We start from the raw sequence: 15762 nt of genomic DNA, 5'->3' as shown, positions 1-15762 counted from the left end.
GGGCGGGCGCCTTTCCGCAGCTCTACACACGGAGGTGGACGGATGAGGTCGGGGATTCGTACGTGGGTGCGCGGGGCGGGTGTCGCCCTGCTGGCGGTCGCGGTGGCGGCTCCGGTGGCGGGCGCGACGCCCGCCGACACGCAGGGCCGGCCGGGGATGATCGACGTCGCCGACCTGCCGCCGGACTCGCTGACCTGGATGGGCGGGGCCTCGGACGAGCCGGGCGGGAGCTACACGCCGACCTGTCTGTGGGACCGGATCAACGAGGTGCCGGAGCAGAACACCTGGAGCGCCGACTTCTTCACGTCGGAGACCGCCTCGGCCGTCGAGCGGGTCTTCGTGCTGCCGACCGAGGCGGAGGCCGTCACCCTCGCCGAATCGCTCCGTCAGTACTACGCGGGCTGTGCCGACCGCCTGCGTGCCGCGTACCCGGGCGACACCGTGACCGGGCAGGACCACGGCTCGCTCGACGTCGAGGAGGGCGCGACCGTGGGAGGCGTGCACCGTTCCCGCACCTCCCCCTGGGCGTCGTACAACAACCACCTGTACGGGGTCGGCCGGGACGGCAGCACGGTGGCGGTCGTCGAGTGGGAGAGCAACTGGACCCAGCCGGACGTCCCCGCCTTCAAGGAGACGGTCAGGGCCGCGGTGAACAAGCTCTACTGACAGGCCCGTTGGCGCTCCCATCCGTGCGCCGCACGGGTCCCGCCGGGTCCGGCCGGGTCCGGCGTGTTCCGGCCTGTTCCGGCCGGTTCCTGCGGGGCGGTGCACAGGTCCGTCAGGGCAGGCAGAGCACCAGCAGGCAGCTGCGGACCTTCACGTCGTCGATGACCGGGCCGCCGTAGCCGGGGGTGGTGCTGGCGAACGTGAGGGTGGCCGAGGTGCCCAGCAGGTTGGTGAAGGCGGTGGTCTGCTCGACGTAGCCCATGGAGCGCAGGCCGTGTCCGCTGACGTCGAAGGCGAAGTCGAGCACCGTCGTGCCGTTGACCCGCACCTGGCCGGTCTTGAGGGCCGGGGCCCACACGGGGTTGCCCGCCAGCTTGAAGGTGACGAGGTAGGTCGTCAGCGGTGCCACCGGGAACGTCTGCGAGACGCTGCCGGTGGTGCTGCCGTTGAGGTCGAGCGACTGGTGGCCCTCGGCCACGTCCCACAGGCGGTCGGAGGTCAGGTCGGCGCTGTCGCCGCCGACCGTCCAGGGGCCGAAGGTCTGTTCGCCGAGGTAGTCGGTGAACGGTGCGGGTGCCGGGACGACGGGGCTCTCGAAGCCTCCGTCGGAGAAGGCCACGGCGGCGACCGCTGTGGCGGCAGCCCCGGCGGCGGGCGGGGCGGCGGGCGCGGCCGCGGCGGTTCCGGCGGTGGCGGTCAGCAGGAGGGCGGCGGCGGTGACGGCGGCGGTGCGGGAGACGGCGCGGGCGGCGGACGGGCTCGGCGGGTGCATGGGTGCCTTCCGGTTGCGCGGGGAGGCCTCCGGTCAGGAGCCCCATCCGGAGTGTGCGGTCCTGCGCGCGCCCCGCCAAGGGGTCCGGGCGCGGTGCGCGGGAGCACGGTGGCCATGCCAGGGGCGGGAGTTCTGTACGCCTGGCGCGCACGCCTCGCCGCGCGCCCCCTGATCGACGACGGTCTCGGGGGCAGGACCAGGATCCGCCGGGACGTCCGCCGCGACGGCTCCGGCCGCCCGGAGCCGAGCCGGGGCCGGACGGTTCACTACGCGCGCCGGCGGGCGGCGGAGGCGACGGGCCGGTTCGCCGCGAGCGGCACGGGGCCTCTCGCGGCGCTCCGCGGATCAGCCCTTGAGGGTCTTGGCGAACTGGCGGGCCAGGGACTCCTCGGCGGCGGCGTCCTTGGCCGCGTCGGGGTTGTTCGCGCCCAGCTTGCGGTTGGACTGGACCTCGACCCGGTAGAAGTGCGGGCCCAGCGCGAAGAACAGGGCCGGCTTGCCCGCGTTGCCCCGGGACGCGACGAACACCTCGTCGCCGACGTCCTTGACCGCCGGCTCCTTCGCGTCCGGGCGCTGGGAGTCCCGCTTGTGGCTCGCGAACGTGGAGGAGTCCACCTCCTGGAGCGAGGTGAGGGAGTCCCAGTTGCTCCAGCCGCAGCCCCAGACCGCCGAACCGTCGAGGCCCCGGCCCAGGGGCATGCCGTTGAACGGGCCTGGCGTGCCGACGACGGCCACCACCTGGTCGGACGTCAGCAGCGTGCAGGGGTCGGCCGGGCGGTTGGCGGGAGGGGCCGCCTTGCCGCCCCCGCTCGGCGCGGCGGTGGTGCCGGCCGGCGTGGTACCGGCGGGCGGCGTCGCGCCGCCGGGGGAGGTGCCCGGTGCGGAGGTCCCGGCCGCGGTCTCCGAGGGCGCCTTGGCGGCGTCCGGGGCGGAGGCGCCCGAGGACGAACAGCCGGCCACCGCGACCGTGGCCAGGGCGAGCGCGGTCAGCCACGTGTACGGGCGGGACGTGGACGGGCGCGACTGGTGTGCGTGTTTGCCGTGTCGGACGGCGGAGTCGAACTGCATGCGGGATTCCCCCCTCTTCGGCGGTTCGTCCCGTCGGACGGACCGGTCGTGCGGCTTGATCGTACCGAGCGGTAGACGATCACAACCCGGTTCGCCCGGGACGGAGTTGGCTGCCCGTCAGATCCGCCCGACCGGTGGGGGCGCCCGGCGAACCTCCGGCCGGTCCGTCAACTCCGGCCGTGGGCAGGCGATTCGGCGGTGGTCTTCAGGTCGCTCAGCCAGGACTCCAGGCCCGACCGGAGGACCTCGGTCGCGAAGGGGACGTTCGCCTCGACCTGGGGACCGCTGTGGGTCTCCTCGGTGGTGACGCGGACGCCACCCCGGACGGCCGTGAAGTTCCACACGTGGACGCCGTCGATGCGCAGCCCCTCGGCGACGGCGGGCCCGGTCCAGCGGAGGCACGAGCCGGTCCGGAGCTGTCGGACGGTGGAGGTGATGTCCAGGCTGGTGGCGGGAGTCGCCGGGTTGGGCGGCAGCGGGGTCGTCCACCGGAAGGCCGAACCCCGGTGGAGCGGCCCGTGGTCGAGGCGCTCCGCGGTCCGCACGGGCGCCTGCCAGTCGGGCCAGCGCTCGACGTCGGTCTGGAGCTTCCAGACGGTGCGCAGCGGCGCGTTGATCACGATCTCGGTCCGGTGGCGGACGAGGGCGTCGGGGTCGACGCCCTTGCCCTGGCAGGTGAGGGACCTGCTGTGGTGGGGGGTGGTCGCGCCGGCGGGCGCGGCGGCGCCGCCGAGGAGGCCGGCGACGAGCGGGACGGCGACCAGGGCGGTGCGGATTCCGACGCGGCGAGGACGGGCGGTGCGGGAGCCGTTGGCGCGGGAGCCGTTAACGCGGGGGTCGGTGCTGCGGATGCCGGACATGGGGTTCCCCTCTGACGGGCGGTGGAGTGCGGGTCCCATGCCCTGCACTCCCGCTTGAGCTACATACTCATGCGTTCGTTAGAAGTTGTAACGCACGGTTGAGGGGGAGGTCAACAGGTTGCGTGATACCTTCTCACCAACCCTTGAGCATGTAGCTGAACGGGGGCGGGAAGGCGGCAGGTCATGGCGAGGGCGGGCGCGGACACCCCGAGGGAGCGCTACCGGGCCCAGGTGCGCGCGGAGATCACGGAACGCGCCTGGGGGCAGATCGCCACGGCGGGCGCGTCCGCGCTCTCCCTCAACGCGATCGCCAAGCAGATGGGCATGAGCGGGCCCGCGCTCTATCGCTACTTCGCCAGCCGCGACGACCTGATCACCGAACTCGTCCGGGAGGCGTACCGGAGCCTCGCCGACACCCTGCGCACGGCCGCCGCCGGTGCCGACCTGGCGGGGCTGGCGGGCGCGCTGCGCGGCTGGGCCCTGGTGGACCCGCAGCGGTATCTGCTCATCTACGGCACCCCCGTCCCCGGCTACCGGGCGCCCGAGGACGTCACCGCCGTCTCGAACGAGATCATGACCACCCTGCTCGACGCGTGTGCGGCGCTCGCGCCCGCCGGCCCCGCCGCCGCGACGCCTTTCGGCGCGTACCTGGAGGAGCACCGGGACTGGGCCGGCGGCCACCCCGCCCCGCCCGAGGTGCTCCACCGGTTCCTGACCGTCTGGACCCGCCTGCACGGCGTGCTGTCACTGGAACTCGCCGGCCACTTCGCCGGCATGGGCTTCGATCCGGCGCGGCTCTTCGCGGCCGAGCTGGAGGAGCTGCTGGCGCACCGGGCCTGACGCCGCCCCGGCAGTTGCCGCAGTCGCACAGGAAGTCGACGTGGTCGACTTCCTGTGCGAGGAGGTGTCGGGCTCGAACAAGATCGATCACTTTCCGCCGGGGTGTGGCATCGGCACCCGGCCGGGCGGTCCGGCGGCGACCATGGCTGCGGCGGTCGACCGGTCGCCCCTTGCGCACTGGAGGAGTTCGGGATGACGACGCAGGCGAGCGTGGCGGATCGGCTCGGGATCGAGTCGGGCACGGTGGTCCTGGAGCTGGGCTACGAGGAGGACGTCGACCACGACGTCCGCGACGCGGTGGCCGAGCGGTCGGGCAGCGCCCTCGTCGAGGGGGAGGCCGACGTCGTCGTCGACGTCGCGCTCCTCTGGTTCCGCGACGGTGACGGCGACCTGGTGGATCTGCTCGTGGACGCGCGAACGCTGCTGGCCGACAGGGGAGTCGTGTTCGTCCTGACCCCGAAGTCGGGACGGCCGGGCTACGTGGAGCCCTCGGAGATCGGCGAGAGCGCCCCCACGGCGGGCCTCCAGCAGACGGGCGCCTTCTCCGCGGGCGGCGACTGGACCGCCACCAGGCTCGTGGCCCCCCGGTCGGCCCGCCGCTAGGGCTCGCCCCGGGGCCGGGGCCGGGGCAAGCCCTAGCGGCGGTCACGCGACCAGGCGCAGCCAGGCCGACGCGAGTGCGGCGTGACCGGCCGGCGTCGGGTGCACGCCGTCCGCGGCCCAGTACTCCGGACCGGTCGCCGCGGCGAGCCCGGTGAACATGGCGTCCGCCGCGAGCAGGTGCGCGCCGTAGGCTTCGGCGAGCTCGCGCACGACCTGGATCTTCGGGTCCAGGTCGGCCCGCCACTCCTTCCGGACCGCGTCGTCGACCTCCGCGTGGCGCGTCCTGACGCTGCCGCTGATCGGCAGCAGGAACGGTTCGACGAGGATCAGCTCCGTGCCCGCCCCGGCCAGCGGCGCGAGCAGTCGGCGGTAGCCCGCTGCGAACTCCTCGGCGGGGATCACGCGGCCGTTCGGGTCGAGCGTGTGCCAGCCCATGTCGTTGACGCCGACGAGGATCGACACCACGTCCGGGCGGGCGTCGAGCACGTCTGCCTGCCAGCGGGCTTCCAGGTCCCTCACCTTGTGGCCCCCGATCCCGGTGTTCAGCCAGGTCACGGGCCGGTCCGGGTGCCTGAGGCCCCACTCGCCCGCGACGCGCAGCGGGTAGCCGAACCCGAGGCCGTCCTCGCTCGCCAGCCGCAGGCCGTCGGTGATCGAGTCCCCGGTGAACATCACCCTGGTTCCCGGGCGGAGGGTGATCGTCATCTGTGCTCCTTGTTCGAGTCGGGCAGGAGGGGTTCACCGGGGGAGTTCGCCGGGGGACGGGACGGAACCTCGTGTTCCCGAATCGCCGAGCCGCAAGCCGCCGGCCCGCTCGGAGCTTGCGGCCGGAGCCGCGAGCACGGGTCCGGCCCCACCTGACCTCTCCTCGCGAACTCCTCGCCGTCCGCCGTCCGCCGTCCGCCGTCCGCCGTCCGCCGTCCGCCATCCGGCGGACGGCGGCCTTCCGCGCGGGTGTCCTCCGGTCGCTGCCCCGGCCGTCCTGGTACCACTGCGGCCATGTCCCACCACCTCAGCGGCCCCCACCTCCGCTCCCCGCGCGGCGATGCCCGGCTCGACCTCACCGACCTGTTCGCCTTCCCGGCCGCCGTCGACCCCGGCCGCACCGTCCTCGTCCTGGACGCGCACCCGTACGCGGCCGTCCCCGGCGCCGCCTTCCACCCGGACGCCGTCTACCGCCTCAACGTCGACACCGACGGCGACCACCGGGCCGACATCGCCTACTCCTTCACCTTCTCCGCCCCCGACGCCTCCGGCGGCCAGACCGTCACGGTCCGCCGTGCCACCGGCGACGCGGCCCAGAAGCACGAGGCGGGCGGCGACGTCCTCTTCTCCGACGCCCCGGTGACGTTCGGCGGCGCCCCGCACGTCGTCGAGGCCGACGGACGCAAGCTCTCCGTCGGCCTGCGCAGCGACCCCTTCTTCGCCGACCTCGAAGGGATCGTCGACAACTTCACCTGGACGGGCCGGGACGCCATGGCGAACGCCAACGTCCTCGGTATCGCGCTCGAAGTGCCGGACGCCGACCTCGGCACCGAGGCGGAGATCGGCCTCTGGGCCCGGGTCAGCCTGCACGTCGACGGGCAGCTGGTCTCCGTCGACCGGGGCGCCCACCCCTCCCTCACCGCGTACTTCAACGCGGAGGAGGTGAAGGACGCCTACAACGCGGGCGAGCCGGCCGACGACTGGACCAACTACCGCGAGGCCTGGACGGCGGTCCTCCAGCACACCGGCGACTACACCACCGACGCCGCCACCGAGACGCTGAAGCTCGTCCTGCCCGACATCCTCCGCTACGACCGCTCCCGCCCGGCCGTCTACCCGAACGGCCGCACGCTCACCGACGACGTGACCTCGGCGCGTCTGGCGATGGTGTCGGGGGGCAAGGTCACCTCGGACCACGTCCCGCCGCACACCGACCTGCTCCCCGCCTTCCCCCACCTCGGCCACCCCCACCCGGCGGCCCCGGCCGGGTAGCGCGGCGCCGCCGGTGCTGCCCGCCCGAGGCCGGGCGGGCAGCACCGGCGAGACTCGTGCGGGTATATAGATATCTGTATAGTCACTTGGGTGGGCAACCCGTGGCAGATCGAGATCGAGCCAGAGGTCAGGCAGTGGCCGGAGCTCCTCCCGGATGCCCACTACGACAAAGCCGAACGTGCGGTCGATATGCTCGCAGACGGGCCGACGACTCTGGCTGAGCCCTACGCGCGCCACCTGGGTGGCGGAGTGCGTGAGCTGCGCTTCAGCGTGGACGGCAGCGCTGTGCGGATCACCTACTGGCTCGCGCCTGCTCGCCGCATCGTGCTGCTGACGGTCTTCCGCAAGACGCGGCAGCGGGAGGCGGCCGAGGTCGAGCGCGCTCAGCAGGCGCAGAAGGAGTGCGAGGCGGACCACGGTCCCGCTGCGCACGTCTACGACCGGACCACGGAGGAGAGCTCGTGAACCACGCACAGTGGAAGACCCGCCGAACCCGGAAGATCCTGGGCGAGCCGGTGCACGAGTCCCAGGCCTATGTGGAGGCCGGTTACGCCTTCGCACTGGGGCAGGCCGTCTATGACCGGCGGACGGAGCTGGGGATCTCTCAGGCGGAAGTGGCGCGGCGGGCCGGTATGACGCAACCGCAGATCTCCCTCGTCGAGGGCGGCGATTCCCTGCCGACCCTCCCGCTGCTCACCCGGCTGGCGAAGGCACTGGATGCCGCGCTGAGCATCGACCTGGACGGTGACGCCGCCGTGTTCGTCTTCTCGGCGCACGGTGGCAGCCCGTCCGGAGGCGCGGGCGGCGGAACCTCGACGGGCGGAACCTCGGCGGGCGGGAGCGCGGCGGCCTGAGTTCTACCGTGCCTCCGAACGGCCGCACGCTCACCGATGACGTGACCTCGGCGCGTCTGGCGATGGTGTCGGGGGGCAAGGTCACCTCGGACCACGTCCCGCCGCACACCGACCTGCTCCCCCGCCTTCCCCCACCTCGGCCACCCCCACCCGGCGGCCCCGGCCGGGTAGCGCGGGGCCGGCCCGGTGCGGCGGTCAGGCGGCCGACGAGGTCCCGAGGAGGACGTCCCCGGCGCGTACGTCGACGCCGTCCGGGCCGGTGGGCGCCCCGGCGCCGGCGCCGGCGAGGAGGATACGGGCGCCGTGCGGCGGCTCCAGTTCGTCGACCGTGAGCGTGGGGTTCCGCCGGATCTCCACCAGGGCGAGGTCGACCGCGTTCCCCCGCCGGTCGGTGCAGTGGAACCGCGTGCCGAGGCGCGTGTGCGCCAGGCAGCGCACGACGAGGGCGAGGTGGTCGGCGTCCACCGGGTCCACGTCGATGACCTGGACCTGCGGCGGCCGGTGCGCCCGGCCGTGGGTGAGCGCGCTCATCCCGCGCTCACCGGCTTCGCCAGGACGAGCTCGCGCCGGACGCCGTCCGCCAGGAGGTCGCCCTCCTCGCCGGTCCTGGTGAAGCCGGCGCGCTCGTACAGGGCGATCGCCCGCTCGTTGTCGGGCATCACGGCGAGCTTCAGGGCGGCGCACCCCCGTGTCGCCGCCCAGAGCTCGATCTCGCCGATCAGCCGCTCGCCGACTCCCCGGCCGCGTGCCGCCGGGCCGACCCACATCGAGATCAGCTCGGTGCTCGCCCGGTCCGGCTTGCCCTCCGCGTCCTCGCCCGGGACGCCGCTCGCCATCCCGGCGGGCTCGCCGTCGACGAACGCCACCAGATCGACGGCGCCGGGGATCTCCAGGCGTGAGCGCCAGCGCTCCTCTCGGTCGCCCTCGCCCTGCCAGTCGGCCAGGGTGGAGCCGAAGGCGTAGGGCGCTTCGCCCAGGGCGGCGAGGCGCAGTCCGCGCCAGAGCCGCCAGTCGTCGGAGGTCAGTGCACGCAGTTCGATCATGTCGGCGACTCTGCCGTGCCCGCAGCCGTTGCCGCAATCGGTTTTGAGGATGCCCCGTCACCCCGCCAGGGGCGGGTTCAGGCGGGCGAAGCCCTCCTGGCGGCGGTACGGGAAGTAGGGGTACGGGGCGGTGCGGCCGCTGGTCGCGTCCAGGCGGGCGATCTGCTCGACCGTCAGCTCCCAGCCGACGGCGCCGAGGTTCTGCCGCAGCTGCTCCTCGTTGCGGGCCCCGATGATGACCGAGGAGACGGTCGGGCGGCGCAGCAGCCAGTTGATCGCCACCTGGGGGACGGTGCGGCCGGTCTCCTTCGCGACGGAGTCGAGCGCGTCGACGACGTCGTGGAGCAGCTCGTCCTCCACCGGCGGGCCGTAGTCGGCGGTGTCGTGCAGGCGGCTGCCGGCCGGGATCGGGGTGCCCCGGCGGATCTTCCCGGTGAGCCGGCCCCAGCCGAGCGGGCTCCACACCAGGGCGCCGACGCCCTGGTCGTGGCCGAGCGGCATCAGCTCCCACTCGTAGTCGCGACCGACCAGCGAGTAGTAGACCTGGTGGGCGGCGTAGCGGGGGCGGCCGTGCGCGTCGGCGGCGGCGAGCGACTTCATCAGCTGCCAGCCGGAGAAGTTGGAGACGCCGGTGTAGCGGATCTTCCCGGCGCGGACCAGGTCGTCCAGGGTGGCGAGCACCTCCTCGACCGGGGTGGCGGCGTCGAAGGCGTGCAGCTGGAAGAGGTCGAGGTAGTCGGTGCCGAGGCGGCGCAGGGCGGCGTCGACGGAGGTGATCAGGCGGGCGCGCGAGGTGCCGGCGTCGTTGGGGCCGTCGCCGGTGGGCAGGCCGGCCTTGGTGGAGATCAGCACCTGGTCGCGACGGCCCTTGACCGCCTGGCCGAGCACCTCCTCCGAGGCGCCGTCCGAGTAGACGTCGGCGGTGTCGAACAGGGTGACGCCGGCGTCGATCGCGATGTCGAGCAGGCGGCGGGCCTCCTGGACGTCGGTGGTGCCCCAGGCGCCGAACAGCGGGCCGCTGCCGCCGAAGGTGCCGGTGCCGAGCGAGAGTGCGGGGACCTTGAGGCCGGACGCTCCGAGCTGGCGGTACTCCATGACTGTGCTCCCTCCCCGTCCCGGTGGGCGACTGCACTGCACGCCCTCCGTTAACGGGACTCTTGTTCCGTTAAGATGTCCTGACCCTAGCACCGCGTCCACCACTAACGGAACAGGAATCCTGTTAATGACTCCGGAGAACGCCACTCCCGACGCCCCCGCCCCCGGCACCGCCCCCGGCGCCCAGCGCCCCGGCGGTCGCACCGCCCGCGTCCGGGCCGCCGTCCTGCGGGCCGCCGAGGACGCCCTCGTCGAGGTCGGCTTCGCCGGACTCGACCTCGGCGACCTCGCCCGCCGGGCCGAGGTCGGCCGGACCACGGTCTACCGCCGCTGGGGCTCCACCGGCGCACTGATGGCCGACCTGCTCGCGGACATGGCCGAGCAGTCCCTGCCCCGCGCGCGCACCGGCTCGCTCCGCGACGACCTCCGCGCCAACGCCCGGCTCGTCGCGCGCACCCTCGCCGACCCGCGCCAGGGCGCGCTGTTCCGCGCCGTCCTGGTGGCGGCGACCTGTGACGAGGCGGTGGCCGAGGCCCTGCACCGCTTCTACCTGGTCCGGGTCGCCGAGTGGGCGCCGTGCGTGGCCGACGCGGTCGAGCGCGGCGAACTGCCGCCCGACACCGACCCGTTCGAGGTGGTCCGGGCCGTCTCCGCCCCGCTCTACTACCGGATGCTGACCACCGGCGACCCGCTGGACGAGGCCGCCGCCGACCGCGCCGCCGACGCCGCCGAGGCCGCCGCCCGCGCGGGCGCCTACCGCCGGGCGTAGCGCCCGTCGGCCGCCCCGCGCCCCTCCGGAGGGGCGGTACCCGGGCGGTCCGACCCGCGCGAGGCGGTGACCGACCGCGCCCGTAGGCTGACGTGCAGGTCAGGAGCAAGGAGCGGGGCTGTGCGGATAGAGCGTCACCAGGTGGGCGAGGCGTTGCTTTCGACGACACGTGAGGACTTCACCAACCGGATCGGAGGGGAGGTCCGCTCCATGTCGCGGGCCGGCCGGATGGCCTCCCGGGAATGGACGTACCTCGCGGACGAGTTCGTCGAGTACCTGGGCGCCCTCTCGGCCGAGCGGCCCGCCCTGGACACCCCGGAGGCCAGGGCCGTCCTGAAGGACGCCACCGAGTCCGCCGCCGGAGCCGTCGCGTTCGCCGCGTACTTCCCGCACGTCGACTTCCAGGTCTTCCTCGACTACGTGAACTTCGGGATCAGCTACGAACCCGGCGAGGACGACGACGGTGCGAGCGGGGTCGCCCCGTACGAGTGGCTCGACGCGTTCTGCCTCGCGATCCTCTCGGACCGGGTCCACCACCACGGGGAGGCGTTCTGCTTCGCCCGGCGGAAGTTCGACGCGGGCTCGGCCGGTGACCCCGTCGTCGAGCTCGCCACCGGACTCCTGGCCCAGGCCATCGGCGTCCTGGACGACGAGGACGCGTCCTACCCGCCGAGCCCGCAGGAGCGGCTCGCCGCCGTCGACGCGGCGCTGGAACGCGTCCGCGGGCGCGGGGAGGCGAGCGGCGAGGACCTGCTCGACCGGCCGCACGCCGCCGGCCTGGTCACGCTGCGCGCCCTGGTCGTCGGGGACCGGGCGGCGTTCGACGCCGGGTTGACCGGGCTGCTGCTCCGGCAGAGCCGGACGAACCCCGTCCACGCCCGGCCGGGCAGCCTCCTCCCGCTGGTACCGCTCGCCCTGGCCGCGCTCGCGTACCGGGGCCCGGGCTGGTGGCCGGCGGTCGACACCGACTACCTCCCGCGCACCCTGGTCACCGGGTTCGAGACGCCCGGCCCGCGGGTCGGGCCCTTCGGCCGGGACCGCCGCCCGGACGCGGTCGCCGCCCTGGCCGCCGGGCCGGTGCGGGTCGAGCGGCCGGGGGAGCCGCAGGCCGTCCACCCGGACGGCGCGGCGTTCCTCGCCCGGGAGGCCGAGGAGGCGTTCACCCCGGTCGACGGGAAGCCGCTCGCCGTCTGGCGGCTGGCGGGCGTGGCCCGCTACGAGGAGATGTTCTTCAAGGCCCGCGCCTCGCAGGCCGACGACGTCGGGGAAGGCGAGATCGCCAGGCTGCGCCGGGCCTCCCGCATGGCGGCGACGGTGTTCCGGACCGCCCTCGCCGCGCCGGGCACCGAGGTGGAGGTGGCGATCGACGGCCGGACGCTGCGCTACCCCGCCACCCTGGACAGGGACGAGGCGGGCCCCTGGGGCTGGTGCAAGGCCGTCTCCCTCGCCCTGGTCTCCGGCGCGCGCGAGGATCTCGCCCCGCTGGTCCACGCCGGTCCCGCCGTCGCGCTCCGGGACGGTGCGCCCCGGTCGGCGTTCGCCTCCTACCCGGAGGCCCTGCACGACTACCTCCGGGGCGAGGACCCCGTACCGGCGACGGAACGGGCCCTGGCGGAGGTCGAGCAGGGGAAGGACTGGGGCTTCTTCCCTCCGCCCGTCGTCCTCTTCTCGCAGCTGGTCGAGGGGGACGAGGAGAGCTTCAACCTGGCCCTGGTGGACGCCCTGGAGGTGCACCGGGACTACTACCGGGTCGCGGATCGCGCGGACAGCAGCGACTCGGCGGTCGACCTCGCCGTCCTGGGTCTGGCGTGCCACGCCCGCCGCCGGGGCTGGCGGATCCGGGTCGACTCCCCGTACCTCCCGAAGCGGCTGCTCGCGACGGCCGAGCCCTTCCGGCCCGCCTGATCCGCTTCCGGCCCCCTTCCTGTTTCCCTCCCCCTTCTCCTTCCCGTTCCCGTTCCTGGCCCACTGCCGGGCCGGGAACGGGAACGGCGGCGGGACCCGCCTACGCCGGGGCCGGGCGGCTGTCCGGCCGTCCGTCGGGGGCGGCCGTCCACTCGGCGATGAAGGTGCGGGCCTGGTCCGGGGTGAGCGGGTGGGCGAAGAGGTAGCCCTGGCCGAGCGGGCAGCCCATCCCGGCGAGGAGGTCGCGCTGCTCGGGGTTCTCGATGCCCTCGGCGATGACCTGGACGTCGAGGGTGTCGGCGATCCGGGTGATGCCCTCGACCAGCGCGTACTGCTGCGGGGAGTGGCCGAGGCCGTCGATGAAGGACTTGTCGATCTTGAGGATCGAGATCGGGAACTCCCGCAGGTACGACAGGGACGAGTACCCGGTGCCGAAGTCGTCGATGGCGATGCCGACGCCCAGGTCCGCCAGGGTCCGCATGTCGGTGTGGACGCGCCCGTCCCGGCGCATCAGCACGGATTCGGTCAGCTCCAGCACCAGCGACTCGGCCGGGATGCCGGAGGCCCGGACGGCGCCGCGCACCACGTCGACGAAGCCGGCGTCGCGGAACTGCCGGGCGGAGACGTTGACGTTGACCCGCAGCGGCGGCCGGCCCGCGGCGGCGCGCACGGCGGTGCTCTGCCGGTGCCAGACGGCGGCCTCCTGGGCGGCGCGTTCCAGGACCCAGGCTCCGAGCGGCACGATCTGGCCGCTCTCCTCGGCGAGGGCGATGAACTCGTCGGGCAGGACCATGCCGCGCCGGTCGTGCGGCCACCGCACGAGCGCCTCGAAGGCGACGAGGTCACCGGTCGCCAGGTCGACGATCGGCTGGTAGTACAGCCGGAACGCGGACTCGGCGATCGCGGTGTCCAGGTTCTCGTTCAGCTCGTGCCGCTCCACCATCCCGGCCTGCAACGCGGGCTGGTACGGGCACCACTGCCGCTTGCCGGCCGCCTTCGCCGAGTACAGCGCCAGGTCGGCGTGGCTGAGCAGCTCGGTGGTGTCCACGCTGTCCTCCGTCGTCGCCACGCCGATACTGGCCGTCACCCGGACCGCGCCCGCGCTCAGCTTGAACGGCTCCGAGAAGGCGGCCAGCACGGTGTCCGCGATCCCGCCCACGTCGGCCGGCCGCACCGCGTCCTCGACCAGCACCGCGAACTCGTCGCCGCCCAGCCGGGCCGCCGTGTCGGAGGTGCGCAGCGCGGTGGAGACCCGCAGCGAGACGGCGACCAGCAGCTCGTCGCCGACCGCGTGCCCCTGGGTGTCGTTGACCATCTTGAAGTCGTCCAGGTCGATGAAGAGCACGCCGGTGACGGCGCCGCTGCGTTCGCCGCGGGAGAGCGCGTGGCCGACCCGGTCCAGGAAGAGGACGCGGTTGGCCAGGCCGGTGAGCGAGTCGTGGAAGGCGCGGTGGGTGAGTTCGCGCTCCATCTGCCGCTGGTCGGTGACGTCGCGCAGGGTGAGCACCAGGCCGCCGACGGTCGGGTCGTCGCGCAGGTCGTTGCAGCGGACCTCGGCCTCGATCAGGGTGCGGTCGGAGCGCAGCAGACGCCAGTGCTCACGCTGCGTGTCGCCGCCGGACCGGCTGCCGGCGCCGTCCGGGCCGCGCATCCGGGCCAGCGCGCCGCCGACGGCCCGGCTGTCCTCGGGCGGGACGAGCTCGGTGATCAGGGTGCCGTTGAGGTCGGGATAGCCGAGGACCCTCTCGGCGGAGGAGGACGAGGCGTAGCGGACGGAGTCGTCGGCGTTGAGGATCAGGATGACGTCGCTGGCGCTCTGCACCAGTGTGCGGAAGTAGGCCTCGCTGTTGCGGCGGGTGATCTCCTGGCTCAGCGTGACGCGCTCGACGGCGAGGGCGGCCTGGGCGGCCAGGATCTCCAGCGAACCCCACAGGCTGGTCAGTTCCTGCTCGGTGCCGGTGACGATGAGCGCGCCGATCAGCGGGTCCCCGGAGGGGCGCTCGGCGAGGGTGAGCGGGCAGAGCAGGGCGTTGGGCATGCCGTCGAGGCGGCCGGAGAGGCCGGCGCCGACGGCCTCGACGGGCAGCAGTCTGGTCTCCCGGTAGGCGGCCAGCGCGAGCACCTCGTCGGAGTCGCCGCCCCGGATCGGGTGGTGGCCGGAGCCGCGTTGGGCGTGTCGGACGTGCAGCATGCCGCCCTCGGTGACGGCGAGCAGCGCGACGTGACCGTCCTCCGTGGGCATCAGGGTCGAGGCGGCGGCCTGGACGGCGTCGGCGACCTCCTCGACGGTGACCGCCGCGGTGAGCGAGGATCCGGCCTCGCGCAGGGCGCGTTCCCGCGCGACGGCCTGCCTGCGGGCGCGGACCACCACGGCCAGCCGGGCCAGCACGAGCAGGTAGAGGACGGCGGAGAAGGCGCCGATCACCCCGGCGTTGCTGGTGTTTCCGAGGACCGACTCGACGATCAGGATGGTCGGCGCGATCAGGGAGGCGAGGGTGAGCAGGGCGAGCCGGCCGGGGCTGAGGTCGGGCTGCTGGCTGGGGATGGGTCTGGTCAGTTCGACCATGGACGGGTGCAGCGCGGCCGCGCCCCAGGCGGTGTAGAAGGCCGCCCAGCCGAGGTCGACGGGGGTGCCGATGTGCCACTCGCCGTGCAGCAGGATCAGGCCGTAGGCGACGTCGGCGGCCAACAGGCCGACGGTGCCGATGGCGAGCAGCTGGAGCGAGCGGCTGAACCCGCCGCGCGGCACCACCAGCCGCAGCAGCAGCGCGAGGACGACCACGTCGCCGAGCGGGTAGGCGATGGCGACGGCCTTCTGGAACCAGCCGAGGTCGGGGTTCCGGGTGTACGGCAGGATCAGGTAGATCCAGGCGAGCAGGGCCAGGCCCATGGTGAGGATGAGCGCGTCCAGCAGGCTGGCCCGGTCCTGATGTGCCGTACGCCAGCGGATGAAGCCCAGGACGCCGGCCGCGTAGAGCAGGTACTCGGCGAGGTAGAAGCCGTCGGCGACGGAGGGGAACGGGCTGCCGAGGTGCAGGAACTGCATCTGGATGACCTGGACGACCTCGCCCGCCGTGAAGCTGAGGTTGGCGAGTGCCAGCAGGTACCAGAACAGCGCGTGGGACGGGCGGTTGAGACGGACGCCGACCACGATGGCGGCGACGCCGCCCAGGCCGATGCCCGTCCACCAGATGATCCGCTGCGAGGGGTTGGTGTAGTAGATGGCCGTGAACAGCACCATCCAGACCAGGTAACAGGCCATCAGGCGTTGTCGCCGACGAGTCAACGAGGCTACCTCCTCCACGACATC

General features: G+C 73.8%; 17 protein-coding genes. 9 read left to right on the top strand and 8 right to left on the bottom strand.

The window, feature by feature from the left end:
- Positions 1-42: 42 nt before the first annotated feature.
- On the top strand, positions 43-666 hold the full coding sequence (locus tag PUR56_RS27570; RefSeq protein WP_329950898.1) for a hypothetical protein: 624 nt from the start codon (positions 43-45) through the stop codon (positions 664-666).
- A gap of 112 nt (positions 667-778) precedes the next feature.
- On the opposite strand, the gene PUR56_RS27565 is transcribed toward PUR56_RS27570, so the two are convergent.
- The 3 genes from PUR56_RS27565 to PUR56_RS27555 form a co-directional block, all read right to left on the bottom strand.
- Positions 779-1438: a DUF642 domain-containing protein gene (locus PUR56_RS27565; protein ID WP_329950897.1), complete on the bottom strand. Its 660-nt coding sequence runs from the start codon at positions 1436-1438 to the stop codon at positions 779-781.
- 345 nt (positions 1439-1783) lie between these two features.
- Positions 1784-2506: a hypothetical protein gene (locus PUR56_RS27560; RefSeq protein WP_329950896.1), complete on the bottom strand. Its 723-nt coding sequence runs from the start codon at positions 2504-2506 to the stop codon at positions 1784-1786.
- A gap of 167 nt (positions 2507-2673) precedes the next feature.
- Positions 2674-3366, bottom strand: a complete 693-nt coding sequence (locus tag PUR56_RS27555; protein WP_443034578.1) for an SRPBCC family protein — start codon at positions 3364-3366, stop codon at positions 2674-2676.
- 183 nt (positions 3367-3549) lie between these two features.
- Here PUR56_RS27555 and PUR56_RS27550 point away from each other — a divergent pair, with 183 nt between their 5' ends.
- From PUR56_RS27550 to PUR56_RS27540, 3 genes are read left to right on the top strand one after another with little or no spacing between them, the layout of a single operon-like run.
- Positions 3550-4206 carry a TetR/AcrR family transcriptional regulator gene (locus PUR56_RS27550; protein WP_329950895.1) on the top strand — a complete coding sequence of 219 codons (657 nt, stop codon included), beginning with the start codon at positions 3550-3552 and terminating at the stop codon, positions 4204-4206.
- A 40-nt stretch (positions 4207-4246) separates the two neighbouring features.
- Entirely contained in the window at positions 4247-4402 is a 156-nt protein-coding gene (locus PUR56_RS27545) for a hypothetical protein (RefSeq protein WP_329950894.1), read from the top strand.
- Entirely contained in the window at positions 4399-4809 is a 411-nt protein-coding gene (locus PUR56_RS27540) for a DUF3052 domain-containing protein (protein ID WP_329878320.1), read from the top strand. The genes PUR56_RS27545 and PUR56_RS27540 overlap by 4 nt, the downstream gene beginning before the upstream one ends.
- 42 nt (positions 4810-4851) lie before the next feature.
- Here the strand turns inward: PUR56_RS27540 and PUR56_RS27535 are convergent, their stop codons facing one another.
- A complete protein-coding gene (locus PUR56_RS27535) occupies positions 4852-5514 on the bottom strand; it encodes an SGNH/GDSL hydrolase family protein (protein ID WP_329950893.1) in 663 nt (220 codons plus the stop codon).
- Between the two features lie 294 nt (positions 5515-5808).
- On the opposite strand from PUR56_RS27535, the gene PUR56_RS27530 reads away from it, so the two are divergent.
- The 3 genes from PUR56_RS27530 to PUR56_RS27520 all read left to right on the top strand — a co-directional run bounded on the left by PUR56_RS27530 (position 5809) and on the right by PUR56_RS27520 (position 7640).
- On the top strand, positions 5809-6786 hold the full coding sequence (locus PUR56_RS27530) for a DUF4331 family protein (RefSeq protein ID WP_329950892.1): 978 nt from the start codon (positions 5809-5811) through the stop codon (positions 6784-6786).
- A gap of 90 nt (positions 6787-6876) precedes the next feature.
- Positions 6877-7251 (top strand): type II toxin-antitoxin system RelE/ParE family toxin, encoded by a 375-nt coding sequence (locus PUR56_RS27525; protein ID WP_329950891.1) that lies wholly within the window; start codon positions 6877-6879, stop codon positions 7249-7251.
- Complete coding sequence (locus tag PUR56_RS27520) at positions 7248-7640, top strand: helix-turn-helix domain-containing protein (RefSeq protein ID WP_329950890.1); 393 nt, start codon at positions 7248-7250, stop codon at positions 7638-7640. The genes PUR56_RS27525 and PUR56_RS27520 overlap by 4 nt, the downstream gene beginning before the upstream one ends.
- 195 nt (positions 7641-7835) lie before the next feature.
- Here the strand turns inward: PUR56_RS27520 and PUR56_RS27515 are convergent, their stop codons facing one another.
- The 3 genes from PUR56_RS27515 to PUR56_RS27505 are packed head-to-tail and all read right to left on the bottom strand — an operon-like array spanning position 7836 to position 9778.
- Positions 7836-8171: a hypothetical protein gene (locus tag PUR56_RS27515; protein ID WP_329950889.1), complete on the bottom strand. Its 336-nt coding sequence runs from the start codon at positions 8169-8171 to the stop codon at positions 7836-7838.
- Positions 8168-8683, bottom strand: coding sequence for a GNAT family N-acetyltransferase (locus tag PUR56_RS27510; RefSeq protein ID WP_329950888.1), 516 nt, complete (start codon positions 8681-8683; stop codon positions 8168-8170). Before PUR56_RS27510 ends, PUR56_RS27515 begins: the two co-directional genes overlap by 4 nt.
- 57 nt (positions 8684-8740) lie before the next feature.
- Positions 8741-9778 (bottom strand): aldo/keto reductase, encoded by a 1038-nt coding sequence (locus PUR56_RS27505; RefSeq protein WP_329950887.1) that lies wholly within the window; start codon positions 9776-9778, stop codon positions 8741-8743.
- 127 nt (positions 9779-9905) lie between these two features.
- Between PUR56_RS27505 and PUR56_RS27500 the strand changes: the two genes are divergently transcribed.
- Positions 9906-10547 (top strand): TetR/AcrR family transcriptional regulator, encoded by a 642-nt coding sequence (locus PUR56_RS27500; protein WP_329950886.1) that lies wholly within the window; start codon positions 9906-9908, stop codon positions 10545-10547.
- A 120-nt stretch (positions 10548-10667) separates the two neighbouring features.
- Complete coding sequence (locus PUR56_RS27495; RefSeq protein WP_329950885.1) at positions 10668-12452, top strand: immunity 49 family protein; 1785 nt, start codon at positions 10668-10670, stop codon at positions 12450-12452.
- A 100-nt stretch (positions 12453-12552) separates the two neighbouring features.
- Here the strand turns inward: PUR56_RS27495 and PUR56_RS27490 are convergent, their stop codons facing one another.
- Positions 12553-15738, bottom strand: a complete 3186-nt coding sequence (locus PUR56_RS27490) for a putative bifunctional diguanylate cyclase/phosphodiesterase (protein ID WP_329950884.1) — start codon at positions 15736-15738, stop codon at positions 12553-12555.
- Positions 15739-15762 lie beyond the last annotated feature (24 nt).

It is taken from the genome of Streptomyces sp. BE303, from assembly GCF_036290945.1.
Lineage (GTDB): Bacteria > Actinomycetota > Actinomycetes > Streptomycetales > Streptomycetaceae > Kitasatospora.
Note: the sequence above shows the minus strand (reverse complement) of the source record. Positions and strands in the feature narration are given on the sequence as shown.

Bases quoted from the DNA above. Each gene is read 5' to 3' on its own strand.
- PUR56_RS27555 (WP_443034578.1), bottom strand. From the start codon at position 3,366: ATGTCCGGCATCCGCAGCACCGACCCCCGCGTTAACGGCTCCCGCGCC.
- PUR56_RS27565 (WP_329950897.1), bottom strand. From the start codon at position 1,438: ATGCACCCGCCGAGCCCGTCCGCCGCCCGCGCCGTCTCCCGCACCGCC.
- PUR56_RS27540 (WP_329878320.1), top strand. From the start codon at position 4,399: ATGACGACGCAGGCGAGCGTGGCGGATCGGCTCGGGATCGAGTCGGGC.
- PUR56_RS27530 (WP_329950892.1), top strand. From the start codon at position 5,809: ATGTCCCACCACCTCAGCGGCCCCCACCTCCGCTCCCCGCGCGGCGAT.
- PUR56_RS27515 (WP_329950889.1), bottom strand. From the start codon at position 8,171: ATGAGCGCGCTCACCCACGGCCGGGCGCACCGGCCGCCGCAGGTCCAG.
- PUR56_RS27560 (WP_329950896.1), bottom strand. From the start codon at position 2,506: ATGCAGTTCGACTCCGCCGTCCGACACGGCAAACACGCACACCAGTCG.
- PUR56_RS27535 (WP_329950893.1), bottom strand. From the start codon at position 5,514: ATGACGATCACCCTCCGCCCGGGAACCAGGGTGATGTTCACCGGGGAC.
- PUR56_RS27500 (WP_329950886.1), top strand. From the start codon at position 9,906: ATGACTCCGGAGAACGCCACTCCCGACGCCCCCGCCCCCGGCACCGCC.
- PUR56_RS27505 (WP_329950887.1), bottom strand. From the start codon at position 9,778: ATGGAGTACCGCCAGCTCGGAGCGTCCGGCCTCAAGGTCCCCGCACTC.
- PUR56_RS27510 (WP_329950888.1), bottom strand. From the start codon at position 8,683: ATGATCGAACTGCGTGCACTGACCTCCGACGACTGGCGGCTCTGGCGC.
- PUR56_RS27570 (WP_329950898.1), top strand. From the start codon at position 43: ATGAGGTCGGGGATTCGTACGTGGGTGCGCGGGGCGGGTGTCGCCCTG.
- PUR56_RS27550 (WP_329950895.1), top strand. From the start codon at position 3,550: ATGGCGAGGGCGGGCGCGGACACCCCGAGGGAGCGCTACCGGGCCCAG.